Here is a 26,757-nt window from a genome sequence, read left to right as displayed (position 1 = left end):
ACTCTTCTCTTGATCAGAGAATAGGAGTGAGGTCATACTTAAGCCCCATTTTCTCAATATGTAAAAAGTTCCGGATGTATAGGTCTTATAATTGAGTCACAATGACAAAAAGCAACCATTATTCTGTTTTCGCGGGCAGCGGGATCCATCTGGCTTTCTCTGTCATGGTGCTAGCGGCATTCTTCACCATGCTGAGCACAGTCCGAGACATTTCTATCCCTATCCTGACCATCACCCTGCTCATCGGAGTAATTTATTTAGGTATCGGGATTTACGGTTATCAATGGATCCTTACACACACTGACCTCTTCCGCCGTATCTTGTACTTTATAATTCAAATACCACTGGGAATGGGACTGGTCTTTCTCGATGGGCAAAGCGGTTTTGATTTTCTAGCCCTTCTCCCGCTTGTGGGTCAAAGTGTTATCTTGTTACAAGGGGTGTGGAGACAGGCAGTAAATGCCATTATTCTTGTCGGGTATGCTCTACTTACAATTATTGTTGGGGGTGGATGGCAAGTGGCTTGGGCAAATGCCCCAGTTTTCCTTGCCGGACAAATCTTTATCCTGGTATTCACTCAAATGGCTTTGAACGAAGAAAAAGCCAAGCAAGAAGTGCAACAATTGGTTCACGATCTTGAAAGCGCGAACCAGAGGTTACGCGAATACGCGCTTCAAGCCGAAGAGTTGGCCATAACCCGAGAACGCAACCGCCTTGCTCGTGAGATCCATGATGGTCTCGGCCACCATCTGACTGCGATCAATATTCAAATTCGTGCTGCCCAAGCTATTCTAGAGCATAATCCCCACCAAGCCATTGACCTACTCAACAAGGCCGAAGTCCTTACTCAACAAGCATTACATGATGTGCGCCAATCGGTGGCAGCGCTCCGCGCACCCTTAGCAGAAGGACCATTAATCCCCCAAATCCAACAGATTTTAGACGCAGGAAGTAACGGCGGCATCAGGACCTCACTCATCGTTACTGGCAACCCTCGCCCCATTTCACCTCAAATTGCCCTAACATTGCTACGGGCGATCCAAGAAGGCCTGAACAACACCCTTAAGCATGCCCATGCCACCGAGTTCCAGGTGACTTTGGACTTTGAATCCCCTTCAGCGATTTCTCTCACCATTCAAGACGATGGCGTTGGTGGAATGACCTCAACACAAAATGGATTTGGTTTGCTAGGGATGCACGAACGCGTAGCGCAACTCAATGGTCAACTTGATATTCAATCTATTGAAGGTCAGGGATTCTCTATTCGTATGGTATTACCGACCGAGGTAAATTATGACCAAAATAAAAATTATGCTGGTGGATGACCAGGCTCTCTTTCGAGAAGGTCTAAAAACGCTCTTAAATTCCCGTCCCGAATTTGAGGTCGTGGGGGAAGCTAGTAATGGCGAAGAAGCAGTTCGGCTTGCTCATTTGCTTCGCCCTCAGGTTATCCTAATGGATTTGAGGATGCCCATTTTGGATGGTGTTCAGGCAACCCAGCGCATTCGCAGCCTCCACCCCGATTGCAATATCCTTGTTCTCACGACCTTTGACGACGACGAGGATGTTTTTGAAGGACTTCGCGCAGGCGCTATTGGTTATCTACTTAAAGATGTGTCTTCGGAAAAATTGTTTGAGGCAATCCGCTCAGCCGCAAAAGGTGAATATTTCCTCCTACCCTCAATAACAGCCAAAGTCGTGGCTGAGTTTTCACGATTACCTCGTATCGCCTCTCATCCTATTGAAGCCGAAAAAATTCTTTCGCCGCGTGAGATCGAGGTTTTGCGATTGGTTGCTACGGGCATTTCTAACAAAGAGATCGCGGAACGTCTTTTTATTTCAGAAGGGACGGTGAAAAACCATCTTTCCAATATTCTGTCCAAACTAAATGTAAAGGACCGCCTTCAGGCAGTTATTCGCGGACGAGAATTAGGGATACTCCCCTAAACATCTCTCAATTATGTCTTAGGAGACCCCCAATAGATCAAAAGACGCATAAACTTAGGTTAATTAGCGTGATGACGTTCTTCCTGGTATCCTAATCATGAACGATAGCGATCTAATCGAGAAAAAGATTCGCCTTCCACCCCCTTGGCAAATAACCATAGGTTCAATACTGGTCATTGCCGGTTTATTAATCCTTGCCGATCCCTATCTATGGCCAGGCCATCTCAGATGGCTGGCTCTGATCATAAGTGGCCTCTTGCTCAGTGGATGGTCATTATGGGCGCGCCGAATTATTTTTTGGGTAGTGGGTTCCTTCCTGTTTAGCCTTGGAATAGTCTGGGAAGGTTATCTGTTTTTAGCTCCCTTGCCCTTTGAATTTATCATCTGGATTGGCGTAATCGCGGGGGGAGTAACGATAAGTGGCTTGATTATTGGTTTACTCACACCATGTTTCTTTACTCGTTCAATCGGGTGGGCGTTCATACTTGCGCCTTTGGGAGCAGTCACTGCTTATATTACTCTTTTTACCCCTGCCAAATTGAGTGATTTTGCATTTTTATTTTCCGTTGCTGGGGGCCTTTTTTTTATTATATTAGGTGTTCGCTATCATTCCGTGGGCTGGCTAATACCGGGTGGTCTTCTCTTAGGCATTGGGCCTGGGATTTATGCTCTCATAAGTCACCTCCCCACAGAACCAACCCTTACCGTGATTGGTTTATCTCTCCTCTGGTTTGCGTTCGGCTGGATCTTAATTTCTCTAACCAGTCGAACGATCAGGCAAAGCGCTCTTTGGTGGCCTCTCATCCCGGGCGGAATATTGGGCATCGCCGGCATATCGCTGTACATCGCAGGCAATCCTTCTGCAACCCCCACCTTGCTCAGCAACACTGGCTCAATTGCAATTATTGTTTTCGGTCTCTATCTTTTACTCATGCGACGCGGCGTGCAACGATAGTAGGATCAGCTATATTGTGACATAGATCACCCTATTTCAATGATAATCGTTCTGCTTTATTATTTGTGAAATTTGTAACAATGTACTAGAATCCATATTGTGAATTTTATCACAGATTATTAGGAGGTATCTGACAATGGTTACAACCACAATTTTCCCTGGACGTTATGTGCAAGGTTATAATGCCTTGGACCTCTTGGGTGATGAAAGCGCTCGATTGGGCTCTAAGGCTTTGTTGTTGGCCGATCCGTTCGTTCACGAAGCAATCCTTCCTGAACTGCTTCCGTCTCTTCAAAGACACATTAACACCCAAGTTGAAAAGTTTGGTGGAGAATGCTCAGACGAAGAAATTAATCGGTTAGTAACAGCAGGCCAAACTTTCGAGGCTCAGGTTGTCATTGGAATAGGGGGTGGAAAAACACTTGATACCGCCAAGGCTGTGGCATATTTTCTGCATCTTCCGGTCATCGTTGTTCCAACCATCGCTTCAACCGATGCCCCATGCAGCGCGCTTTCAGTTATCTATACGCCAGAGGGACAATTCAAACGTTACCTCTTCCTGCCTACCAATCCCAACGTTGTGCTGGTAGACACTCGCATCATTGTTAAAGCCCCAGTACGCTTCCTGATCAGCGGTATGGGCGATGCTCTTGCCACTTGGTTTGAAGCCGAGTCTTGCCAAATTAAACGCGCCCCTAATATGACAGGACGTCTTGGTTCAATGACCGCTTATGCTTTAGCCCGACTCTGTTACGAAACTTTGCTCACCTACGGTGTTCAGGCCGTGACCGCCAACCGCGCTGGCGTTGTATCCCCAGCTTTTGAAAAAATAGTTGAAGCCAACACCCTCCTCAGCGGTCTGGGATTTGAGTCGGGTGGTTTAGCAGCAGCCCATGCTATTCACAATGGCCTAACCGTTTTAGAACCCACCCATCATTACTTCCATGGCGAAAAAGTGGCAATCGGCACCCTAGCCTCCTTATTCCTCACCGGGAAAACCCCTGAGTCTATTGATGAAGTCTACTCTTTCTGTGAGGCGGTAGGACTTCCGACAACCCTCGCTGAAATTGGTCTAAAGAATATCAGTGACGACGATCTAATGCGTGCCGCCGAAAAAGCCTGTGCTCCTGGTGAGACCATTTTCAACGAACTTGGAGACATCACACCTCAATCTGTTTTCATGGCTCTAAAGGCCGCGGATGCCGAAGGTCGCCGCCGTAAAGGATTTTAACCAATTAGTTTAGCAAATTAACCTGCCCCACTCGTTCAATTAAGTTCGAGTGGGGCTTTAATTCCTTAGATATCAACCTGACGAAAAAATGCCCTATCGAATGACACAATGAACCCCACCCAATCTTATGAGTACCGCACTTTAAAAAATCCCCATAAGGCAACCATGACTGCCGAAGCATCAACAACGGTTATTTTTGCCCCTCAATACTTTAATTCTTTACGGCACAGGCCAAGGGATATTAACAGGTTGAGAGTAACCATGCTTTTCAACCGTATAAAGTACCCCTCCAGAGGGTTGAGCACACCCTGGCTCATCTGTAAACGTGTAATTAGTCTGATATTGGTCCGGTAATCCCACAGGCCACCAAATGAGGTTACCTTGTTGACAGACAAATACATCTAACATATACCCCCGATCATCGTCTTCCGTCATCGATACACGACTCCACGACACAGTAACCTGTGTTCCATCCCGGATCGCCTGGACATTACTCGGCGGAGGATATAAAACGCTCGGGCCAGGCAAACGCGGTTTGGTGAAGTAAACCCTGGTAATATCTCCGTTTACATCCACCACAGACGGCGAGACCCAGCAAAAGTAGTTGAGTTTATCGAATTTCACATATAACCAGGAACTATACTGAAATCGTCCTCGTACCGTACCACGATCTCCCGGATACAAATCAGCGGCATGAAGGAAAGCCTTGGCTGGTCCATAACGACAATGTGCTTGCATCTTAACCACAACATCGGGAAAATCAAACGTCGGGGTAAACGTGACGGTAAATGTAGCTGAAGGTGTTGGGGTGATGGTTATCGTAGGAGTTAGCGTCTGGGTGAAAGTGTGTGTTGGCCTCAGGGTTAACGTAGAAGAGGGCATAGGCGAAAAAGAAGGGATGGGCCCAGTGGTTCCTTCAGGAAGTGGTGGAAGGGTATTGGTGCTGATCTTATCCAGAAGATAATCATCCCCTTTAATAGGGGAACACGCAACAAGAAAAAGCAAACCTATAACTGCCCCAATAAGTAAACTTTTAATTCGCGAATTCGTTATCTTGAATCTTAAGTATCTCATGACATAGGCCATTATAACGGCATTTGCCAATTTGACATCTCACAGGCTTCTCTGTATAATCGGGTCAAATCTAATATCCAAGCCGCCAGAAGGAGTAAGTCGGGCAACCTCTGACAGAAAAAGAGGTCATTGGCTGAGAGCCTCAGCAGAGAGACCTGACCGAAGTCGTCTGGCATTATGGCCGAAGAAATCCCGCTTAGGGAGAGTAGACCGGCACGGGTAAGCCCGTTATCGCGAAAACCGGATGGTAGTCCGGGAAAGTGCGCTGGTCAAAAACCGGCGAAATGAGGTGGTACCGCGGAAGAGAACCTTTCGTCCTCATGCGAGGAGGAAAGGTTTTTCATTTCGATATGGGTTAGATTCTGAGAATTCAATGCCAAGAGGTGCACATGTCTGGTTACATTCTGCCCAAAACATATGATTTTTCTGCCATTGAAGAACCACTTTATAAATGGTGGGAAGAACGCGGTTATTTCAAGCCATGGAACGATCCCAACTTGCCCAATTTTGATCCCTCTCACAAACCGTTTGTTATCAGTATTCCCCCACCCAATGTGACAGGTGAACTACACCTCGGCCATGCCATGTTTGTAGCCATGGAAGATTTGATGATCCGTTATCATCGTATGAAAGGGGAACCCACCCTCTGGGTACCCGGCACCGACCACGCCGGAATTGCAACCCAACTTTTAGTTGAACGTGAATTGGCAAAAGAAGGCCTACGCCGCGAACAGCTCGGACGTGAGGCTTTCCTTAAGCGGGTATGGGCGTGGAAAGAGAAATACGGCGGCATCATTACGCGCCAGATTCGCCGTTTAGGTGCCTCGTGCGATTGGAGTCGTGAGCGTTTTACCCTTGACGAAGGACTTTCACGCGCTGTGCGTGAAGCCTTTGTGCGTTTGTATGAAAAAGGGTTGATCTACCGCGGTTTGCGAATGATCAATTGGTCGCCTGGCCTCCGTACTGCAGTTTCGGATCTTGAGGTAGAGTATTCTGAAGAGCCTGGCATACTCTATTATTTCAAATACGTTCTTGATGACGATCCCAATACCTATATCCCCGTTGCTACTACTCGCCCCGAGACCATCCTTGGTGATACTGCCGTAGCGGTTAACCCTCAAGACGAACGTTACACCTCTTTTATAGGTCGTAAAGTTCGAGTGCCCATTCTAGGGCGTCTTATACCAGTCATCGCCGACTCATATGTAGACCCCAGTTTTGGTACCGGAGCCCTCAAAGTCACCCCTGCCCATGATCCCAATGATTACCAGATTGCCTTACGCCATAATCTCGAAATCATCAACATTATGACCGAAGAGGCTCGAATTAATGAGGCCGGTGGACCATATGCTGGTTTAGATCGCTTCGAATGCCGAAAAAAACTTTGGGAAGACATGCGCGCAGCCGACTTGGTCATCAAAGAAGAACCATATACGATAACTGTACCTCGCTCTCAACGTGGCGGCGAAATCATCGAACCCCGACTCTCCGAACAATGGTTCGTTCGCATAAAGCCCTTAGCTGATGCTGCATTACAAGCCGTACGCGAAGGACGCATCCGAATCATACCCGATCGTTTCACCAAAATCTACTACAACTGGATGGAAAACATTCAGGACTGGTGTATCAGCCGTCAACTGTGGTGGGGGCATCGCATTCCGGTTTGGTATTGCGATGATTGTGGAGCTATGACCGTTGCCCGCGAAGATCCTACATCCTGCACCACTTGTGGTAGTCCACATATTCATCAGGATGAGGATGTTTTAGATACATGGTTCTCATCAGGATTGTGGCCATTCTCAACCCTAGGGTGGCCAGAAGAAACCCCCGATTACAAATATTTCTATCCCACCTCAGTTCTGGAAACCGGGTACGATATTCTCTTCTTCTGGGTAGCTCGAATGATCATGTTTGGCCTTGAGTTTACCGGTCGCGAGCCCTTCCATACGGTTTACTTACATGGTCTAATCCGTGATGAGCATGGACAGAAAATGAGCAAGACCAAGGGGAATGTAATTGATCCTCTTGAGGTCATGAAGCAAATGGGCACTGATGCCCTCCGCTTCACTCTGCTAGTTGGTTCAACTCCTGGAAATGATATCAATCTAAGTCTTAAGAAGGTGGAAGCCAATCGGAATTTTGCCAATAAAGTGTGGAACGCCGGAAGGTTCGTCATTGGAGCGCTTGAATCGTGCCCACCAGCCCCACAATCACCCCCCCAATGGACATTAGCCGATTCGTGGATTTGGGCACGCTTGCAGAACCTTCTCCGTGAGGTAGAGCGATTATTTGAATCCTACCAATTTGGCGAGGCCGGGCGACAAATTTACGATTTCTTCTGGTCAGAATTCGCCGACTGGTACATTGAGATCGCCAAACTTCAATTGGCTCAAGGGGGTGATCGGGCGTTTTATACGGCATATACCCTGGTACGTGTCCTTGATACTTGTCTAAGATTACTTCATCCTTTCACCCCCTTCGTCACTGAAGCTTTGTGGGGGCATCTAAAACAAGCTGTCCAATCAAAAAGCGAGTTGCTCGCCCCCAAAGAGGGTTGGGCGGAGGCATTGATCATCGCGCGTTGGCCTGAACCTCACCCCCCCGAGGATTGGGAAGAGGAAAAGACCGAACATTTTGCAATGGTACAGGACATCATCCGAGCGATTCGCAACGTTCGCACCGAGAAGAAAGTTTCTCCCGCCAAGAAGATACCCGCCGTAATTGTGGCAGGCGATCATGCTGAAATGCTTTATGAGCAATCTCAAATCATCGCTGCACTTGCTGGAGTCTCAACGGAAGAATTGCAAATTCTCAAGGATCGGACGAATCGCTCCGGCAACGAAATTGCTTTGGTCGCGAGGGGTATCGAGATTTACATTCCCCTGGCCAATTTGATTGACTTTGAGGAGGAACGGGCGCGCCTGCAGAAGGAATTGGCAGAAGCCGAACAACAAATTTCACGGTTGGAAGCGTTACTTGCCGGACCGTTTGCCGAGCGAGCACCAGCTCAGATTGTTGAAAAGGAACGACAAAAACTTGAAACCTTCCGCGAGACCGCCGCGCGCCTGCGTGATCAACTTCGAGCCTTAGACCAGTAACCCCCTTACCACAGAGCGGCCTCATCAATAATAAGGCCGCTCTGGTTTCTTAAGCAAGTCGTGCTCGTTCGTTGGAAAAAATTCGCTTCAAAATGGCAATGGTTGTTGCATAGGTTGAATCCATGCCAAAATAGGAGAGAGTACCTGCACCCAAATTCTTCCCTTTACTTAGTGGAGTGTCTGAAGCATAATGCAGAATTCCCAAATCAAAAGGAAGATTGTAAAGGCTTACAATCTCATTAACTGGATGCCGCTTAGGATGGGTCATTTCATAAATTGCCGAAAGGTAAGGACCGGCTTCCATCTCAACGTCGGTATAGCCTTCTCGATAGACTACATCCATAATCTGCGCATTTTGTAGAAATGTACCGAAAACGCTCACCGCTTTCTGATTATCTAACACCGTACCGAAAATTAAATAAGGCGCAACATCCGAAGCGCTAAAGCAGTTTTGAAATAGATAGGTGTTCTGGGAATGCTCGTCCTGGACCACATTAGGGATCATTACATCCCCTAAACGCCCATTTAAAGTGGCGGCTTTGCCCATAACATATACCCCCATAATAGGCTCAACATATTCGGCAATGAGAGTAAGAAGATTATATGCCCCAAGACCAAGGGGGTAATCAATATTGAGAATAAGCGCATTGCTTTGCTTCAGATAGTCCATATTTCCTGCACGAATGCGTGGATCAAAATTCGCGCTGTTTAGGGCAGATAACCGGATAACCTGAGCCTCAATATCAAAGTAATTTCCACTCGGAACGCGATATATCCCCCGTTCTTTCTCATACTCCAATTGCTCCTTAAGTGTGTACCGACCTTTTGAAGTTTGTTGATATTTCTTTAGAATGTAATACAAAAAGTTTTCTTCGCCCAAAGACTGGCGCTGTTCAATACTATGCCATTCATCAAGCCAATCTGAAAATTTTTCCTGATTTAGAAACCGAATCAACTCTTCACGCTTGGAAAGAGCATAACCAGAAAGCAAATTAGCCACACTATGAGTGTTACTAGAAATAAAGTAAACCGGCTTTTCCAGTAGCTCAGGATGAGTTCGCACAATATTTTCCCACCACGCTCGGGTGGCACGCCTGTATTCTATCAATGACCCACTGAGTAAACGCACACTTATATTACATGCGCGATGGGCAATTCGCTGTAAATTTACGGCAAACCGCGTTCCCCATACCGCCCGCAGGCGTTCTAAATCCTCCTCGCTTATTTTCAAAAGGTTAGCCAATTCTTGTGATAAAGCTGGTTCATTAACGAGTCTTTCCCAACTGATGTCTGCGGGCCGTCCTTGCAACAGGCGGTGGAGCTTATTCCATTCGATTTGAAAGGCAGTCAGGGTGGGGATCAAATCGTCAATATCCGAGCGACTTGCGATCAAACACGCCAGAGTATCGCGGTGGTTAAAATAGCACCTCCGACGCCGAGCACGGGCAGTAACCTGCTGCCATTTGTCTACATCAGGATAGCCATGTCGCGTAAAAACGTGTAAACTTTGTCCCAAGATAACCGTCTGAACCTCTGAAATACACTCCGGTAATCGGAGGAGACTATAAATAAAGGCCGAAGTGTCAGGCGTGGGCTTCCGTGCATCAGGATGAAGCGAAGAATTAGTGGCTAGATGAACTTCCTCCAATGCTCGAATCTGTACTTTTTCGGTAGATCTCAATAGAGAATAAATTGTTCGCAGGTAAAGGGCAATTTCCCCTGATGCTGTACTTGGGACCGTTCGCTCCATCTATATAACTCCATCAACTAGGAATTGTGAAATTTTAGCATAATGACAAAAATTATTTATAATTTTCGCATCTCCCCAACTTCTTTCAACCCAACTTATCTATACAGAATGGAGATTTGGCTTGTTTAGTGATATATTTATTAATGTGCCTTTTGAAGGGTTGAGAGATAATAGAGGGGAGACTGGACTATGAAGGGGGGCCAATCAGGGAGTTTTCATCTTTGCGCTAACAAAGTGCTTCTAGCCCTTGACACAAATACAACCCCATGATATAAACAGAACCAAGGAAACCAGTAAGTTCGCGGAATAAGAACGGCGGCTCACGGAATTTCCGTGAGCCTAATTGTTTGATCGTTCCGATGGAACAAGCTGAACACCTAAATACCTTTTTTCGCCTGAAGGAGGCAATTTACAATGTCTGAACGTTACATCGGTACGGTCAAGTGGTTCAATGGAAGTAAGGGTTATGGTTTCATCTCCCGCGAAGGTGGAAATGACGTTTTTGTTCATTTTTCTGCAATTCGTGGCGATGGCTACCGCACCTTAGAAGAGGGTCAGCTCGTCGAATTCTCGATCGAGCGCGGCCCTAAGGGTTTGCAAGCCAGCAATGTTGTTGTAAAACAATAAAACAATTCCTTAGAATTACCACAAGACCAAACAAGGCCAGCAATATTGCTGGCCTTGTTTTTTACAATCGCATACCATAGCACCGATTCTCAACTTTTTCGTTGACTATCCACTCCCACATGCGGGTCTTTCGTGCCTTAAGCAGAGAAAAACCAAGACTTTCATACACATGGCAGGCCGCCCGGTTTAAGTTAGTCGTTTGCAAATGAACGCCTGGCACCCCAAGGCAGCGCAAGTAATTTAGATAGCTCACTAATAGTCCTTTGCCAATGCCAAGGCCGCGCCACTGGGCATCCACGTTCACATGGAGATGAGAGGGGTATAGCATCTCATCCACCTTCGGTATCTCTCCTCGAATGAAAGCCAGGGCAACTTCGCGTAAGTATCTTCGCGTTTTGGGTCCAATTTGGTATTCACCTTGCCCAAGCCTTTTTATGACCGCGGGAATAATTTTGTGTGCCATTGTTCTTCGATACCTTTTTGGATCTAGGTTCCCCACTAGAAATCCAATCACCTTCCCATCGGCAACTGCCACCCAAGCATGTTCAGATTCATAGTCTGTGTAATACGAATAAAAGGCATCCAGAAAAAACCTTCGATCTTCCATGTAAGCCTCAATAGGATTACCGAAAAAAGCAGTATCCCCTGCAATCCGAAACAGGGCATCGCGATCATTAGGATAATAAGGATGAATATGCCACCTTGTGCTCATTGTCTATTCTCAAGAACTTCAGCGACTTTTTAATCTAAATCCTCGAAACCTTATCCCAATTTTACCGTTTAGTGCCAACCGATGGGTCCACAATAAAAAGAACAGATTTGCCAATGCTGCGCCATAAATTTCTGCAGTTGCTCCCTTTAGTAACCAATACAAAAGCAATCCGATCATACCAAAAATAACCGACCAGGCATCATGGTCAAAAAGAAAATAAAATATGGTTAGAAGGGAACCTAGAACAATAGGGCCTTCCCACATAGTTGCCCCAGTCCAAACCCCAAAGGTTGTCGCCACGCCCTTGCCACCCCTAAACCCCAAAAAAGGTGAAAATTGATGTCCCAATAAGGGAGCCATCATCACTGCAATTAATTTTCCTTCATTGATCCCCCATACCGAATAAGAAATGGCAACTGGCAAAACGCCTTTAAGGTAATCTAACAACAAAGCCAATATTCCGACCCTCCAATTACCAGCTCGAAAAACATTTGTGGCGCCAGGATTTCCATCGCCAATTTCTCGAATGTCTTGCGATAAGAATAGTTTCCCAATCCAAACAGAAAAAGGCAGACTTCCGGAGAGAAATCCCAAAACAAGAGCCAATATAAACACGCCTTATATCCCTCAAATAAAGCATTAGAATAGTACGATAATTTTTATTGTACTTCACACAATCTTCCCGTTTGTCTATCATGTAAAATATCCCAAACCATGTCAATCAAGAAAGCGAAGAAGTTCCTTTTTCCCATTGGTTTACCAAGGATTGAAGAAATCCTTTTCCTTGCCACATTACTTGGCGTCATAGGAATTGGACCACGATTGTTAAACCAGGACGGAGATTTGGGGCGACATCTAACCCTGGGCTACTATATCTTATCCTCCTACACCATCCCAACCCGAGATTTATTCTCACATTCCCTCTACGGACAACCACTTACCCCTCATGAATGGTTGGCCCAATTGATTTTTGCCCTAATTCACCAATGGGCTGGCTTAAACGGGATTGTCCTCTTCGTTGGAATGGTGATCGCCATTACTTGGTTGTTGATCTATCGCCAGGCGCTTACCGCAAGCCTTTTTCCTCTAACTTCTCTAATGGTGAGCCTCTTTTCATTTTCCGCGGCCAGTTTACACTTTTTAGCCAGACCTCACATTTTTACTTTTCTTTACCTTACGATTTGGTTAGGAATGTTAGAAAACCTTCGCCTCAGACGTCCCCTTCCCCTTTGGCAACCTCTCCTTTTGATGTTGATTTGGGTTAACACCCATGGTGCTTTCATTTCCGGATTTGCCTGTTTTATAGCCTATTGGGCAGAATTTTTTGGGGAGTATCTTAAGCACAGAAAAGACATCCCTTTTTTCCGCAGTCAATTGGCAAAATTCTCCGGCCTCGGAATTCTCTTATTTGTTATCTCCTTGATCAACCCTGTTGGTATCCGGCTCTGGGAAACCAGTATTGAGTACGTAACCAACCGCTACCTCATTAGCCATACACAAGAATATCTTCCCCCCAATTTTCAATCGCTCGCTACATGGCCCTTCCTGATAATGATTTTACTTTCCCTATGGTTAGCCATGTCACAAAGACAGCCTGTTCCAATGGCCCACCGTTTTCTGGGGGTGGGTTGGACAGCATTGGCGCTAATGAGCGCTCGCAATATTCCCCTATACGCTCTAATTATGACCCCAATTCTAAGTATGCAAATAAGAAGTTTCCTAACGGGAACCCGATGGGAAAATCGTGAAAAGGAATTTATCAGCCTGCGAACCAAGATTAGGTTACCCATCTGGGCAACCATAGGTTCATTAATCATTATCTACCTGATTCTATCTTCTCCTTGGTTCAAGGAACACAACCAATTTGATCCCAATGTATTTCCAGTTGAGGCTACAAACTGGATTATTGCTTCTTCACCCAATGGAAACATGATGAATTACTTTCCCTGGGGAGGCTATTTGCTATTCCGCCTTTGGCCAGAATATCGCGTTTTTATAGATGGACAAACCGATTTTTATGGAGAAGATTTGACGCGAACGTATGAGAAAATCTTAACCCTGGACGAAGGATGGAAGTTTTGGCTGGACAAATATCAAATCAATTGGGTAATTTTTCCACAAGATTCTCGCTTGATTATGGCTCTCCGTCAAGACTCGGGCTGGGAATGTCTATATGAAGACCATCTAGCAACGATTTGCCTTAGACACCATACCGCCCAACCATAATTCATGGAGAAACGGTGATGTCTTCAATTCGCGGCACCATCACAGCGACATCAGATTGCAAAACAAGAGCGACTTTATAATTCCGTAGCAGCGGCAAGACCACCCTCTCTACCCATACATTATTCTCTTCTGCAAACGCATCCTTCGTAGGGTCTTTTATTGGTATATTAGGAGTGCCAATAACGATCACATCAAATTTTTGTTGTTCTAGATCATTATAGAAACGACTGAGATAACGAGAATTGTTAGCCATTGCCATTTCCATTAACACCAGTAACTCATATTCTGGCTCCAGGGGCACCCCCTGTATGATCCCAAAGGTCAACAAATGACGTTGGTTAATGAATAATACTCTCCCCCCCTGAGCAGCGGCTTTTTGAGCCCAATCCCGAAGGATTTCAACATCCTGCCAGGCTATCTTTTCATCAGGCTTCATGATGGGATGCGCAAAATACATGTGCCACCCAACCGGCAGGAATCCTAATAGCAACAAAACAGGAATTGGACGCCATACTTGCAACAATCTCCCATCTGCAACGAGACAATGGGTTACAAGATATGCTCCAATTGTCATTAGAAAAATAAGATATGCATCCAAATTATGAATATTACTACCCCCCCCGATCTTAACGCTAACCACTAATCCCCCCACAAAGAAAATCATTATAATAGCCGCAATTCCCGCCCATCGCCAAATACTGATACTGCTAAAGTTACGTAAACCATTGACAGTAATAAGAATCCATAATGGCAAAGACACCCAGACGATACCACGAATAATCCCTATAGGATAGGTCGGGCTAGGGAGAAGACGATACCAAAGTAAATCCGAAGTAAATGTCGAATCATACATCCAGGATGGTTGCCCAGATAATGCAATATATACCGCTTGCGTAGCGAAGGCTACAGCCAAACCCAATATGCCAAATAGAAGAGGCCATTTGGAGTAAAGATAAAGGGGTTGTTCCCCGATAGGTTTTTCAAGCAGCCACAAGAAAATTGCCAGTGCCCCGGGCACAGGAAACCAATTAATACGGCAGACCCCTGCCCAAAGTGAGGTGATTAGGACTACCAACAAAGTACGCCGGGGCTTTTGAGCATCAAAAAATAATAATACGGGGATTACGCACAAGGTGAGGTGATAATATACCGGCCCCTGCAATAGGAACAATGCTCCCCAAATGACAGCCCCAAAACGCGCAAGCCGATTTCCTATTGGCAATCTTTTTACCAGAGCCGCTGAAGTAGCGAGGCTCGTTCCTAACCATAAGGCAATCTGCCAAAACCGATGTACCCATAACGGAAGATTGCCCAATGCAAACGGGATCGCCAACAGCATATAGCGGGCTGGATGAAGTGGCGAAAGAGGCACGGAAACTCCATAAATGCGCTTGGCAAAAAATAGTGAGCCATAATAATAACGACTGGCCTCAGACCAACCTAGAGAAAGAGGATAAGAACTAATCCCCGGTAAATATTGCAATAGGATAAATCCAATACCCGAAACCAAAGCGCTTCCTACCCATCCTAGCCAACCAATCTCATCATTCGTTATCAACGAGATTCCCATTCCACCGAAAAAGATGCTGGCGCTCAATAACATCAATCGTGCTGGAAAAGGTTCCCAAACTTCGGGATGTGGCAACCATCCACTTATGGCAACCACTGGAATCACCATAAAACCCAATGCAATGACAAAACCGCAAAAATGGGCTATCCACGACGTTATGGTTCGTTGTAACCACAAAGATGGTGTGATATCGTGAAAATAAGCAGCAATCAACAATCCTGCCCAAAGAATAGCCAGACCAATAAATCCCCCTAACCCCAATCGCCATTTCCAAGATATAACAAAAAAGCCCAGACCACTAACAGTCTGAGCCCAATGAACCAATCCCCAAACAAACACCAACCAAAGCAGTAGAGAGATAACTAAAAACAAGCGTTGACGTTGTTCGTTTTTGCTCTTCATAGATTCTTTGATCACTTCAACGTGCGTTGCTCAAGGATATCGGTTCCTCTACACCTTCTCGAATAATTCGTCTAACCGTGTATGTAGGCTTACCTTGAGATTCATGATAGGTTCGCACCAGTAATTCAGCAATTAACCCCATTAAAATAGATTGGAATCCTAAAATCCCGATCATCGTTGCCATTTGGAAAAACGGCGAGGTTAACACACCGATGCCAAAGAAAACACGGCGAATGAACAAATAGAGCAATAGCAGAGTGCTAAGAAAAATCAATATCGCGCCGGTGCCACCAAAAAGGTAAATAGGTTTATTAGCATAACTATTGAGAAACTTAACCGTAAACAAATCCAGGATCACCTTGAGAGTACGTTCAAGCCCATATTTTGCTTTTCCGAAACGCCGCGGGTGATGACGAACCGGCACCTCGATAATCTTGGCCCCCACCCCATGAGCATAAACCGGGATAAACCGATGCATTTCACCGTAGAGTTTGAACCCTGTAAGCACATCGCGCCGATAGGCTTTTAGGGTGCAACCATAATCGTGTAAATGGACACCAGTAACCCAAGAAATCAAGCCGTTGGCAATCCGTGAAGGCAAAGTACGAGTAAGAAATGCATCTTTTCGATGCACACGCCATCCGCTAACGACATCGTATCCCTCTTGAATTTTTTCCAGCATCATTGGAATGTCAGCTGGGTCATTCTGCAGATCAGCATCCATTAGGACAATGACATCCCCAAAAGCATGATCTATTCCAGCGGCAATCGCTGCCGTTTGCCCGAAATTGCGTCGCAATTCAACCACTCGCACGTGGTTAGGATCCGAAACGGCCAAAGACTCTAATACTTCCCCACTGCGGTCTTGACTTCCATCATTAACAAACACGACTTCCCACACCCACGGGATAGCCGCCATGGCAGAATAAATCGCCTGATACAAGAGAGGCAGGTTTTCTTCCTCGTTGAAAACAGGCACTACGATTGAAAGTCGCTCAAGTGTGGGCATAAGGAACGGACATTATTATACCCCAACCTGTCATTTGAATAGCAGTGGCAAATAGATTTGATTGCGAAAAGTAGTAGGAAAGATAAAAATTCGTCGAACGGTTTGGAGGTAAGTCTCTTCATTCAGTGTGTTAAGTGAAACATTTCCAGAATCATCCCAAACCTCTGCAAACACTTGGCTCAATTGATTTACCGGTAAACGACTAAAACTTAGAGTAACTGAAAATGGGTTTTCTGTATCTACGCCAAGAAGTTCATAATTATTACTCACGGGGTTCCACCACTGAAATCGCACATAATTTATGTCAGTATCATAAGTTGTGACCCCTAGAGTCACCGTATCCTCTCGCATAATATATATGCTTTCATTCCCTACCGGCTGAATCCAATCGGGAGGTAATGGACGAACGGAGTCAACCTGAATGGTCACTGTTGCAGGGGCTGAATACGCCTTACCATCGTAAGCTCGATAGGTGAACGAGTCGATTCCGTGATAGTCCGGAGTTGGGACATAGGTAAAGTCGCCATTATTACTTATATTCAGTATCCCATGGGTCGGGTTAGTCCAGAGATCTACCGATAAAGTATCTTGCTCCACATCTCTATCGTTTCCTAAAACATTCGGATCACTTACAAGGATTCCCAAGATATTCGCTCGATATGTATCATCAACAGCCACTGGCGGATCATTGATCGGATTTACAGTTAGCGTTACGGTTGCTGGATTCGAGCAGGCTAGATCATCATAAGCACAATAAGTGAACGAATCCAAACCGTAATAGTCTGCGCCTGGGATGTAAATAAAACCGCCGTTGGTGTTGAGAGTCAATGTCCCATGATCTACGTTGCTCACCAGCAAAGCACTCAACACGTCCCCATCTGCATCTTGGTCATTGGTCAATACACCCAGAGTAGTAACACTCAACGTCGTATCTTCGTCAACGGAAAAGACATCACTTAATGCGAGAGGCGCATCATTGACTGGAGTGACGGTAATGCTCACCGTGGCTACATTACTATCCACCTGACCATCACTTATCTTAAAAATGAACGAATCCGAACCGTTATAATCTGGATTGGGTGTGTATGTTAGACTTGGAGGTAGATCACTCAACGTCCCATGAGCCGGTTGGGTCACCACGGTGAATGTCAGTGCATCCCCATCCACATCCGCGCCTGTCAAAACAATGACAGTGCTACCGTCCTCTGCCACGGTTTTCGTTTGTGGGTTTGCGATTGGTGGATCGTTGACCGGGGTCACCGTGATGTTCACCGTTGCCACATTACTACTTAACTGACCATCGTTTGCGACATAAGTAAACGAATCCGTACCATAGTAATTAGCCGTTGGCGTATAAGTGAAACCACCAGTAGTGTTGAGGGTCAGTTCCCCATGGCTAACATTACTCACCAGTTGAACACTCAAAACATCTCCTTCAACATCTTGATCATTGCTCAACACACCAGGGGCAATTATATTCAGAACTGCATCCTCGTTAATCATATAGGTGTCGTTTGTTACTATCGGCGCATCATTGACCGCCGTCACCGTAATGCTCACAGTCGCTACTTCACTGTCTAACTGCCCATCATTGACTTTAAACGTGAACCAATCCAAGCCGAAAAAATTTGCATCGGGTGTGTATATCAAGGATGGAGGTGCTCCAGTTAATGCCCCATGAGTCGGTTGTGTTTCCACGCTAAATATTAATTCGTCATTATCCACATCTGAAGCGGTCAAGACAATCTCAACACTTTTATCTTCGGTTACAGTTATTTCTTGCGGGTTGGCTTTGGGTGGATCATTCACTGGCGTAATAGTTATGGTAACCACAGCCACATTACTATCGGCTTGACCGTCATTCGCTTTGTAAGTGAACGAGTCAGCCCCAACGTAATTTGTATCTGGCGAGTAAGTGAAACTACCATCGTTATTAAGCGTCAAGCTCCCGTGTGCTGGATTGCTGACTTTGATGGCGGTAAGCGGATCGCTCTCTAAATCTGTATCATTTTTCAAAATCCCCGGTGCTGAAACCGTTAAATCCCCATCTTCGGATATCAAGTAGGAATCACCAGATGCAATGGGTGAAGTATTGTTGATCTCGTCAATGCTGAGATTCAATAGCCACAATTTATTCTCATTTAGTGGGTACAATCCCAACTGCACCATCCCGTGATAGATGGGCAACATTAAAGCCAATGTTACTACGAGATACCTAAAGGCTATCTCAAGCATCCTGTGCTCCTAAATTGTTTTCTAGAGTGTGAAGAATTGATTTCTTAAGAAGTGGGAGTCTCTTCCAATGTTAAGGTAGGTTCAGGTGGTGGTACTGTTGGTGGAGGTGTAGGAAGAGGTAGGGTTGGAGACGGCGGGGGTGGCGGAAGGGTTGGTAAAGGGGTTGAGGTCAAGGTTGGCGGTACTGAGGTAGCCGTTGGACGGGGAGTATTGGAAGGCATTACTAAGGTGAAAGTAGGCGTTGGAATAAATGGAGGTGAGTTCTCACGCGAAGGCGGCGTGGGATTAAGAACCGAAGCCGGAACTCGGGCTCTTGTAGGTGTGCGTGTGAAAGTAGCAGTTGGGGTAGGCAAAGGGGGAACATAAAGTATTTCACCCGGACGGATTAGAGTACGTTCCCCTAAACAATTGGCTGATTGCAACACTTCAACACTGATGCGAAACAATAGACTCAACCGCAAAAGCGAATCGGTTGGTTTAACCAAATACGCCACCCATCCTTCTGGTGGATAACATTCAACTGGAACCCCCGAAGTCACCGTTATATTATCTGGCGAATTTACCACCCCCTTGGTCAAACTCATGGCTTCGGTTAACAGTAAAAGACCTTGAGAGCTTTCTCCTGGTTCGTTTATATCGCCCGTTTTGGGTATAATCCCACGACCCCCTATCTCGAATGCGCTCATCCCACCTACCATTAACCCACCAAGGATAAGTAATAAAAAAAGCCCCAAGATCACCCACCGCTGGCGCGTTTGACCAAAACTTGGCAGTAGTAAGTCCTTGGGGAGAGATTGTTCTTTTGATTGCTGATAAACGGGACAATTAACGTAGCGATCGGTTAGACATGATAAACGCTGATGTCTTAAGCTAACCGGTGCTATTGGTCGAGCGTGGTGACAATGGTTGCGCTCACTTGGAAATTCCAATACTGTACTTGGGTCTCGTCTAAGCCCAAGATAAGGACAGATGGACTGGGGCATGGGTTCCTCTCGCCGGGCAACACTAATCTTCGAGTAAGGTCAATTCGTCGGTTTCTTTAGCAATATAGGCATAAGACTTTAAGTTATGATAGTAGTAGTTGGAAATGGAATCCTGAACGCGATTGAGTACGGCTCCCACGACTCTCGCCTTTACTCGATCTAATTGTTCTAGCACCTCCAATGCTACACTTTGTGATGTGCTCCGGGCGCGTAGGACCAGCAATACCCCGTCCACTCGTGAAGCCAAAACGATGGCATCTGAAATTAAGAACGGTGGCCCATCCAAAATTACTTTATCATAGCGCGTTGCTACTTCGCTTAAGAGGTTTGCCATGCGTTCCGAGGAAAGGACTTCAGCCGGGTTGGGTGGCAATGTTCCACTCGTAAGGACATCAATGCCCTCTGTAGTTAGATGATGCAGACTCTCGTCCAGATTACTATGTTCACGCAAAACATCACTCAATCCTAACCGATTGGGTAAACGCAAGCGTTCATGGACTTGCGGTTGCCGCAAATCGGTATCCATCAACAAGACCCGACTCCCGGCTTGCGCCATCACAATTGCCAGATTTACTGCAACGGTCGTTTTTCCCTCATCTGGACTCGGACTACCAATGAGCAGAGTCCTTAACGGACGATCAATTTCCACAAACTCAAGGTTGGTGCGAATAGAACGAAACGCCTCAGTAACTGGAGAACGCGGCTGGGCAACTACATGAGGCGGATAAACCTCCTTGGGTAATTTTCCGTTCATTTCGCTGATGTACCCTAAAACCGGAAGATCTAGATTCTTTGTAACCGCTTCACCATTCCGAATTGAATCGTCCAGATATTCCATTAAGAAAACAATCCCACCTGCCAGGAGCAATCCAAGTATCCCTCCCAAGAGGATATTTGTGGTCGTTTGGGGACGCACCGGATGCGATGGAACTTGGGCTTCTTCCACTTGAACCACCTCTGGGGTGCTTTGTAATCGCGCTAAGCGAATTGCCTCATAATTGCTTAGTAAATTAGCGTAAATCTGCTGGTAAAGGACCAACGCCGCTTGAAGTTGATTATTGGTACCATTCTGGCTACTCTGGTTGGCAGGTGAAAATGACAAATTAACGTAGATTTGTTGATAGATATTCAACAACGATTTCAATTCATCTAAGCGACTGCGCTTCTGAGTAAGTTCAATTTGCTGATCTACAGTCAGCGTTGGCGTTACACGAGCGGGTTGTCCTAAGGCATTGACTCCCAGCATCGTCTCATGATCGGATTCCAGCCGGACAATATCCGCTTGTAATTGGTTAATCTCGGTTTGTATTCCTGAAATTATGTTGGTTACATCCTGTAAGCGTTTTTCGCTAGATTGTTCAGATGTCTGAGCCAATTGTTTTTGCAAATCTGCAATCTGTGCTTCTACTTGCTGTATCTGTGCTTGAAGACTCTCTTCTGATGCCGAGAACCGGCCGGATTGAATCTTGGCGTTCTGCTCCAAAAAAACCGTGACAAGAGTGTTGGCAATTTGAGCTGCCTTCTGAGGATCGTTATCCTCTGCAATGATCTGAATAAGTTGGGCTCCACGAACCTGCTGAACCCGAACCTGACTACCACTTATATAGTAACCTAACCGCTCCGAAGCGGCTTCCAAGACGGGCCGAGTAACCAATAGTTCTGTGAAAGTTTGGGAAAGCAATTCGGCGTTCTGGTTAAGAATGTCACTGAGACTACTTTGAGGTGCTCCCAACACCATAACTTTAGTGGTTGCTCGATATACAGGTTCCTGAACAAGGCTGTAGATCGTCCCCCCTATTAGTCCAATTAAAATACCAACGCCAAGCAACCACGCCCAACGCTTGGCTAAAAGCAAATAATCTCGAGGTTGCATTGTTTCCTTCTTTCTGCTGTGTATGAAAAATTAGGTAAAGTTAGCTAGTGATTCGGTTGCGTTTCAACCAATGTCTCAAAAATCGCCTCAACCACCTCGTCCACTTGGGCTTTTGTAAGCATAGGATAAAGCGGTAATGTAACTTCGCGATTGGCTATCGACTCTGTAAAATGCAAGTCCCTTCCTTGAATAAGGGTTATTCCTCGATAAGCACTGAATTGGTGTACAAGAGGGTAATGTATACTGGTTTGAATCCCTCGACGTTTCATGCCCTCCATAAAGTGTTCACGAGGAGTTTCACGAGGTAACAGGATTGGCATCAAATGATAAGAAGATTGGCCCGGGTGACTTTCAAAGGGCACCTCAATGTTAGGTACGCACTCACGAATTTTTTCCCGATAATATGCCACTAAATCTCCTCGGCGCTGATTATTAGCCTCTAGTTTACGCAATTGAACCCTACCAATTGCCGACCTCAATTCATCCAAACGATAGTTATATCCCAAAGCCACCACATCATAACTCCAGGCATGACCATGGTGGCGATCCCATGTCAAAGCCGTCATACCATGGGAACGCAACACACGGATCTTTTCTGCAATGTCTTGTCGGTGAGTCGTAACCATTCCACCTTCGCCAGTGGAAAGATTCTTGTTTGAAAAGAAAGAAAAACACCCTATGTCACCCCATACCCCTGCTCTTCGTCCTTCCAGGCTGGCGCCAGGCGAGTGCGCTGCATCCTCAATCACAAAAAGGTTATGTTGCCGAGCAATGTTCAAAATGGAGGGCATGTCGCACATATAGCCCCCATAATGCATCACGATAATAGCCCGAGTCCGTGGGGTAATACAATTCACTATGTCTTGGGGAGAAATTGTTAAATCCTTCTCTGAAGTTATCTCCACAAAACGCGGCGTTGCACCAACATAACGAACGGCAGCTGCTGTGGCCACAAAGGTTAGAGAGGGCACTAACACCTCATCACCAGGCCCAAGACCAAGCGCCAAACAAGCCAGGTGGAGAGCCACAGTACAATTGCTAACCGCATACGCAAACGTAGCACCAACATAATCGGCAAATTCCTGCTCAAAGTGCTGGGTCTCTTCTCCCATCGTCAACCAACGCCGGTCAAGGACTGCAAGCACCGCAGCCTTTTCTTCTTCTCCCAAATCAATATCCGCTAGAGGTATTCGCCAGGCACTCATTCTATGATCTCCGGTAAAAATTTTTGACGCAAATTGTGAAAATCCTCTGTTGCTTGTTCATAGTCATCTGGACGGCCCAAATCTTGCCAATAACCATCAAAAAGGTACCCAACGACTTTTTCCCCTTCCCCTAAAAGTTTGTGCACCAAATTAGGAAAATCGAGATACTTTCCCCGCGGGATAAAATTTAGCACCCTTGGCTCAAAAACGTAAATCCCCATGCTGACCTGGTAATCATAAGTAGGTTTCTCGATATACCCCACAACCCGTGAACCACCATCACAAAGAATGACGCCGAGATCAATCTTGACCTTGCGCTGATGCATAGCAATCGTGGCACTGGCGGCCATTTCTCGATGATATTGGATCAAATCACGAATGCTTAAATCCGTAAGCACATCTCCATTCATAACTAAAAAAGTTTCATCCAGACCATCCACTAATGCTAGAGGCCCTGCCGTACCCAAGGGTTGATCCTCAAAACTGTACCGAATCTTCAAACCGAAATGGCTACCATCGCCAAAGAACGCCCGCAACAATTCGGCTAAATGACCTACAGTCAAAATGACTTCGTCTACGCCCGCCCGTCGTAATTGGCGTACGATGACCTCCAATATCGGCATTTCCCCTACCGGCATCAATGGTTTAGGAAGAATCTTTGTATATGGAGCCAAACGCGTACCCTTGCCACCAGCCAAAATGACCGCCTTCATAATGTCCTCCTTCCTGACCCCGAATCCGCTATTAATCTCCGGGTAATCTATCCAGCAATATATTCGGCACTAAATCTCATATTGCCCAGTCTTAAAACGCCCTAAGTTCCCTTTGATCCATTCAATGGTTTCCTTTAAACCCTCACTAAGGGACACTTTAGGAGTCCAACCCAACACTTCACGCGCCCGCCGATTATCCGATAACAACCGTAAAACCTCCGATTTTTCAGGCCGTAATCGCTTTTCATCCTGAATGATCCGAGCGGGACTCCCAGTCAGAGTAAGGATCATTTGACATAATTCACTAATGCTAACCTCATAACCAGTACCCAAATTAAAAACGCCCCCCTCCACTCCACCCGCAACAATAGCACGCACAAAACCCTCAACGGTATCTGTTACAAAGGTGAAGTCGCGTCTAGTAGAAAGATTACCCAAACAAATGGTATCTCTTGTAAGCGCTTGAGTAATGATGGTCGGAATTACAGCTCGTGCCGATTGCCTAGGGCCATAAGTATTGAAAGGTCGGATTGTGACAACCGGTAGATCAAAGGCTCGATGAAAACTTTCGGCCAGCATATCTGCTCCTATTTTGCTCGCTGAATAGGGGGATTGCCCTTGCAATGGGTGTCGTTCATCAATGGGTATGTATTGTGCCGAACCATATACCTCACTGCTCGATGTATGGATTACTCGCTCAACCCCCACATCACGGGCTGCAATCAAAACATTAAGCGTGCCCATAAGATTGACTTGAGCAACCTCAAAAGGATGGAGGTAAGAGTAAGGAATTGAAATTAAGGCCCCAAGATGAATAACAATGTGAGTTCCCATAATAGCCTGACGCACTGCCTCCGGATCGCGCAGGTCCCCGAATATAATCTCTAAAGCCTGTTTCCGCTCAACCGGAAGGAGACTTAACCATCCCACATCGCCGCGCGAGGTGTAGCGCACAAGGGCTCTCACATCTGCCCCCAAAGTCTGTAATCGCTCAACCAAGTGGCTACCGATAAACCCTGCTGCTCCAGTAACCAAAATCTTTTTTCCTGTAAAAATAGTCTCTGTATTCAAAGAATGCTCCTCAAAGGACTAAAGTCGTAAATACATATCATAGAGGTCTTGTGTCTGCTGCGATTTTCATAGCTTGATACGCCCTCTCAAAAACACTTCCCTGGTCTTGAGAACCATCTAAACACGCAACACCCATGATCACCTCAACCCCCAACGGACCACGATCAGTCCAAACTGGAGCACTACTCAAGCGCACCTGTAAGCGTTCAGCCACGAGGTTTGCTCCCTCAATTGAGGTTTCTGGTAAAAGGATCCCGAAAATTTTTTCTTCCAATCGCCCTATTGCATCAATCTCACGAATATCACGCAAAGCCCGCTCAGAAACTGCCTTAAGGATCTGGGCAGTAACTGCTGCTGAACGGGTTGCCTCATTCGGCCAAGCGTAATCAACGCTCATGACGATCAAGGAAAGCGAATTACCATATCGTCTCGCCCTTTGAGTTTCGCGATCAAGCAAACGCAAAAAATGCTGCCGGTTATACACCCCTGTTAGACGATCATAGAGTGTGTTTCTCAAAACTTTTTCCGCCAATTCTTCTCGACTCTGCTCGCCCGTGGGGAAGTGAGCCTTCAAACTATCCAAGACTTCCGGCATTAGAATGAGTCGCGCATCTGTTTGTCGGCAAAGGTCTAGAATTCTTTCACTGTGTTCTGGACGAATATCACTGATGGCAAAAAGGATCAATCCTACATCATACTGTTTCACTAGAGTGGGGATTTGGTCAGTTCGAGCGATCACCGGTAAACCATCAACCAACACCCCAATCTTGCGCGGGTTGTCATCAATGAGTCCAATGGGGGTAAACGCTCGCGCCAGGTCTCCATTTCTAAGCAACCAGATACCAAAGCGGGCCGTCTGCCCTGCTCCTATAATCAATACGCGCTCACCTAACGTCTTGACCCTTTCCCCTCTTACTTGTAACCAACGTGTAACCAGACTACTAACCAGCCGATTCCGATAACGAGTTGCAACAAATCCGATGTAAGCGAACATGCCTGTTACAACCAAGACAATAGGTGGTAATAAAGTTCCACCAGGGAGGAAAAGGTTAATCAAAAAAAGGATCAATGTTACCAGCCCCGTCGAAACCGCCAGATCCATTGCTTCGGCAGCACCAGCATGCGACCACTCAACACGGTTAATTCCCGTTAATGCATTGATCATACTGAACATAAAAGCGATGATGAACGCGATCCCGATTGACAATTCAATACCAAGGTCCAACGGGCCACTCAGCCGCCGCAACACTCCTGCAAAACCAACAGCCGTAAAAGCCACCAAGAAATCTACAAAGAACCAAACGAGATAACGATTTAAAAAGCGCGCCAGTGGTCCCCAATAGAGTAAGTGCTCTGGAACCACATAATTCTTAAGCCGAGGAAGCAACACCACTGCTGTCCAGAATAAAACATCAAAATCTGTCCATAAACTACGATTCCGTACATACAGCTGATCCAAACGTAATTTGCTAGGGAGGATATCCCACAGGTAACGATCCATAACGTTCCGAGATTGGAGCATCTCTTCTTCATTGCGGTACAGGACAGAAGCCGGGCTGGTGATTCCTGGTCGCACCGAGAGAATTTCGCGCCGGATGTCCTCCGGCCAGTGCGAGGCAATTTCTGGGTCTTCTGGTCGCGGCCCAACAAGGCTCATGTCTCCCACAAAGACATTCCATAATTGAGGCAATTCATTAAGTTTTGTGTCTCTTAAAATATGCCCCAATGGCGTAATTCTCGGATCGTCCTTGGCCGTTACCCGCGCGCCATTAAACGAAGCGGGATGTTCATACATGGTACGGAACTTCAGGATCTTAAAAATACGCCCATTCTTTCCCACGCGATGCCCTTTATAAAAAATTGGCCCAGGTGAATCGCGTCGAATCATCATGACAACGAGAAGAAAGAAGGGGGCGAGAACGATCATCCCCATTGCTGAGACGACAATATCCCTAACTCGCCGCAACCCATCATCTAGATGACGCATCATGACCGAAAACCAGGCTTTAATCTCGGAAACTTCAGGTTCCTTAGTGTAAACAACTTTTTCCATTCCTCCCTCCATGCCACTGCGTT

The 26,757-nt window shown here is 46.1% G+C and carries 18 protein-coding genes; 7 read left to right on the top strand and 11 right to left on the bottom strand.

The features are described from left to right. Positions 1 to 101: 101 nt before the first annotated feature. The 5 genes from AC01YT_RS00960 to AC01YT_RS00940 all read left to right on the top strand — a co-directional run bounded on the left by AC01YT_RS00960 (position 102) and on the right by AC01YT_RS00940 (position 8,305). Complete coding sequence (locus AC01YT_RS00960) at positions 102 to 1,325, top strand: sensor histidine kinase (protein ID WP_476672256.1); 1,224 nt, start codon at positions 102 to 104, stop codon at positions 1,323 to 1,325. Then, positions 1,294 to 1,947 carry a response regulator gene (locus AC01YT_RS00955; protein WP_476672254.1) on the top strand — a complete coding sequence of 218 codons (654 nt, stop codon included), beginning with the start codon at positions 1,294 to 1,296 and terminating at the stop codon, positions 1,945 to 1,947. The genes AC01YT_RS00960 and AC01YT_RS00955 overlap by 32 nt, the downstream gene beginning before the upstream one ends. 256 nt (positions 1,948 to 2,203) lie before the next feature. Then, a complete protein-coding gene (locus tag AC01YT_RS00950; protein ID WP_476672252.1) occupies positions 2,204 to 2,902 on the top strand; it encodes a hypothetical protein in 699 nt (232 codons plus the stop codon). A gap of 136 nt (positions 2,903 to 3,038) precedes the next feature. Beyond that, entirely contained in the window at positions 3,039 to 4,133 is a 1,095-nt protein-coding gene (locus tag AC01YT_RS00945) for a glycerol dehydrogenase (protein WP_476672251.1), read from the top strand. Positions 4,134 to 5,596: 1,463 nt separating this feature from the next. Beyond that, positions 5,597 to 8,305, top strand: a complete 2,709-nt coding sequence (locus AC01YT_RS00940) for a valine--tRNA ligase (RefSeq protein WP_476672249.1) — start codon at positions 5,597 to 5,599, stop codon at positions 8,303 to 8,305. Between the two features lie 49 nt (positions 8,306 to 8,354). Here AC01YT_RS00940 and AC01YT_RS00935 read toward each other — a convergent pair whose 3' ends face one another. Beyond that, positions 8,355 to 10,055, bottom strand: a complete 1,701-nt coding sequence (locus AC01YT_RS00935; protein WP_476672248.1) for a DUF6909 family protein — start codon at positions 10,053 to 10,055, stop codon at positions 8,355 to 8,357. Between the two features lie 414 nt (positions 10,056 to 10,469). Here AC01YT_RS00935 and AC01YT_RS00930 point away from each other — a divergent pair, with 414 nt between their 5' ends. Continuing rightward, positions 10,470 to 10,682: a cold-shock protein gene (locus AC01YT_RS00930; RefSeq protein WP_476672246.1), complete on the top strand. Its 213-nt coding sequence runs from the start codon at positions 10,470 to 10,472 to the stop codon at positions 10,680 to 10,682. 61 nt (positions 10,683 to 10,743) lie between these two features. Here AC01YT_RS00930 and AC01YT_RS00925 read toward each other — a convergent pair whose 3' ends face one another. Both AC01YT_RS00925 and AC01YT_RS00920 read right to left on the bottom strand, forming a co-directional pair. After that, on the bottom strand, positions 10,744 to 11,394 hold the full coding sequence (locus tag AC01YT_RS00925) for an N-acetyltransferase family protein (RefSeq protein ID WP_476672245.1): 651 nt from the start codon (positions 11,392 to 11,394) through the stop codon (positions 10,744 to 10,746). Positions 11,395 to 11,412: 18 nt separating this feature from the next. Next, positions 11,413 to 12,009 carry a glycerol-3-phosphate acyltransferase gene (locus tag AC01YT_RS00920; RefSeq protein WP_476672243.1) on the bottom strand — a complete coding sequence of 199 codons (597 nt, stop codon included), beginning with the start codon at positions 12,007 to 12,009 and terminating at the stop codon, positions 11,413 to 11,415. Positions 12,010 to 12,108: 99 nt separating this feature from the next. Between AC01YT_RS00920 and AC01YT_RS00915 the strand changes: the two genes are divergently transcribed. Next, positions 12,109 to 13,620, top strand: coding sequence for a hypothetical protein (locus tag AC01YT_RS00915; RefSeq protein WP_476672242.1), 1,512 nt, complete (start codon positions 12,109 to 12,111; stop codon positions 13,618 to 13,620). Between the two features lies 1 nt (position 13,621). Here the strand turns inward: AC01YT_RS00915 and AC01YT_RS00910 are convergent, their stop codons facing one another. From AC01YT_RS00910 to AC01YT_RS00875, 8 genes are all read right to left on the bottom strand, one after another. Further along, the gene (locus AC01YT_RS00910) at positions 13,622 to 15,592 is read right to left on the bottom strand and encodes a hypothetical protein (protein WP_476672240.1); all 1,971 of its coding nucleotides are present in this window, start codon (positions 15,590 to 15,592) and stop codon (positions 13,622 to 13,624) included. Positions 15,593 to 15,608: 16 nt separating this feature from the next. Continuing rightward, positions 15,609 to 16,601 carry a glycosyltransferase family 2 protein gene (locus tag AC01YT_RS00905; RefSeq protein ID WP_476672238.1) on the bottom strand — a complete coding sequence of 331 codons (993 nt, stop codon included), beginning with the start codon at positions 16,599 to 16,601 and terminating at the stop codon, positions 15,609 to 15,611. 30 nt (positions 16,602 to 16,631) lie between these two features. Then, on the bottom strand, positions 16,632 to 18,836 hold the full coding sequence (locus AC01YT_RS00900) for a cadherin-like domain-containing protein (protein WP_476672236.1): 2,205 nt from the start codon (positions 18,834 to 18,836) through the stop codon (positions 16,632 to 16,634). A gap of 1,005 nt (positions 18,837 to 19,841) precedes the next feature. Then, on the bottom strand, positions 19,842 to 21,692 hold the full coding sequence (locus AC01YT_RS00895; protein WP_476672234.1) for a polysaccharide biosynthesis tyrosine autokinase: 1,851 nt from the start codon (positions 21,690 to 21,692) through the stop codon (positions 19,842 to 19,844). A 44-nt stretch (positions 21,693 to 21,736) separates the two neighbouring features. Further along, on the bottom strand, positions 21,737 to 22,897 hold the full coding sequence (locus tag AC01YT_RS00890; RefSeq protein WP_476672232.1) for a DegT/DnrJ/EryC1/StrS family aminotransferase: 1,161 nt from the start codon (positions 22,895 to 22,897) through the stop codon (positions 21,737 to 21,739). Beyond that, entirely contained in the window at positions 22,894 to 23,610 is a 717-nt protein-coding gene (locus AC01YT_RS00885; protein WP_476672230.1) for a nucleotidyltransferase family protein, read from the bottom strand. The genes AC01YT_RS00890 and AC01YT_RS00885 overlap by 4 nt, the downstream gene beginning before the upstream one ends. Positions 23,611 to 23,679: 69 nt before the next feature. After that, a complete protein-coding gene (locus AC01YT_RS00880; protein ID WP_476672229.1) occupies positions 23,680 to 24,681 on the bottom strand; it encodes a GDP-mannose 4,6-dehydratase in 1,002 nt (333 codons plus the stop codon). A 37-nt stretch (positions 24,682 to 24,718) separates the two neighbouring features. Further along, entirely contained in the window at positions 24,719 to 26,734 is a 2,016-nt protein-coding gene (locus AC01YT_RS00875) for a sugar transferase (protein WP_476672227.1), read from the bottom strand. Between the last annotated feature and the right edge of the window lie 23 nt (positions 26,735 to 26,757).

The organism is Thermanaerothrix sp. (assembly GCF_056331585.1).
Note: the sequence above shows the minus strand (reverse complement) of the source record. Positions and strands in the feature narration are given on the sequence as shown.

Bases quoted from the DNA above. Each gene is read 5' to 3' on its own strand.
- AC01YT_RS00895 (WP_476672234.1), bottom strand. From the start codon at position 21,692: ATGCAACCTCGAGATTATTTGCTTTTAGCCAAGCGTTGGGCGTGGTTG.
- AC01YT_RS00960 (WP_476672256.1), top strand. From the start codon at position 102: ATGACAAAAAGCAACCATTATTCTGTTTTCGCGGGCAGCGGGATCCAT.
- AC01YT_RS00890 (WP_476672232.1), bottom strand. From the start codon at position 22,897: ATGAGTGCCTGGCGAATACCTCTAGCGGATATTGATTTGGGAGAAGAA.
- AC01YT_RS00915 (WP_476672242.1), top strand. From the start codon at position 12,109: ATGTCAATCAAGAAAGCGAAGAAGTTCCTTTTTCCCATTGGTTTACCA.
- AC01YT_RS00940 (WP_476672249.1), top strand. From the start codon at position 5,597: ATGTCTGGTTACATTCTGCCCAAAACATATGATTTTTCTGCCATTGAA.
- AC01YT_RS00900 (WP_476672236.1), bottom strand. From the start codon at position 18,836: ATGCTTGAGATAGCCTTTAGGTATCTCGTAGTAACATTGGCTTTAATG.
- AC01YT_RS00905 (WP_476672238.1), bottom strand. From the start codon at position 16,601: ATGCCCACACTTGAGCGACTTTCAATCGTAGTGCCTGTTTTCAACGAG.
- AC01YT_RS00885 (WP_476672230.1), bottom strand. From the start codon at position 23,610: ATGAAGGCGGTCATTTTGGCTGGTGGCAAGGGTACGCGTTTGGCTCCA.
- AC01YT_RS00930 (WP_476672246.1), top strand. From the start codon at position 10,470: ATGTCTGAACGTTACATCGGTACGGTCAAGTGGTTCAATGGAAGTAAG.
- AC01YT_RS00955 (WP_476672254.1), top strand. From the start codon at position 1,294: ATGACCAAAATAAAAATTATGCTGGTGGATGACCAGGCTCTCTTTCGA.
- AC01YT_RS00925 (WP_476672245.1), bottom strand. From the start codon at position 11,394: ATGAGCACAAGGTGGCATATTCATCCTTATTATCCTAATGATCGCGAT.
- AC01YT_RS00935 (WP_476672248.1), bottom strand. From the start codon at position 10,055: ATGGAGCGAACGGTCCCAAGTACAGCATCAGGGGAAATTGCCCTTTAC.
- AC01YT_RS00945 (WP_476672251.1), top strand. From the start codon at position 3,039: ATGGTTACAACCACAATTTTCCCTGGACGTTATGTGCAAGGTTATAAT.
- AC01YT_RS00910 (WP_476672240.1), bottom strand. From the start codon at position 15,592: ATGAAGAGCAAAAACGAACAACGTCAACGCTTGTTTTTAGTTATCTCT.
- AC01YT_RS00875 (WP_476672227.1), bottom strand. From the start codon at position 26,734: ATGGAAAAAGTTGTTTACACTAAGGAACCTGAAGTTTCCGAGATTAAA.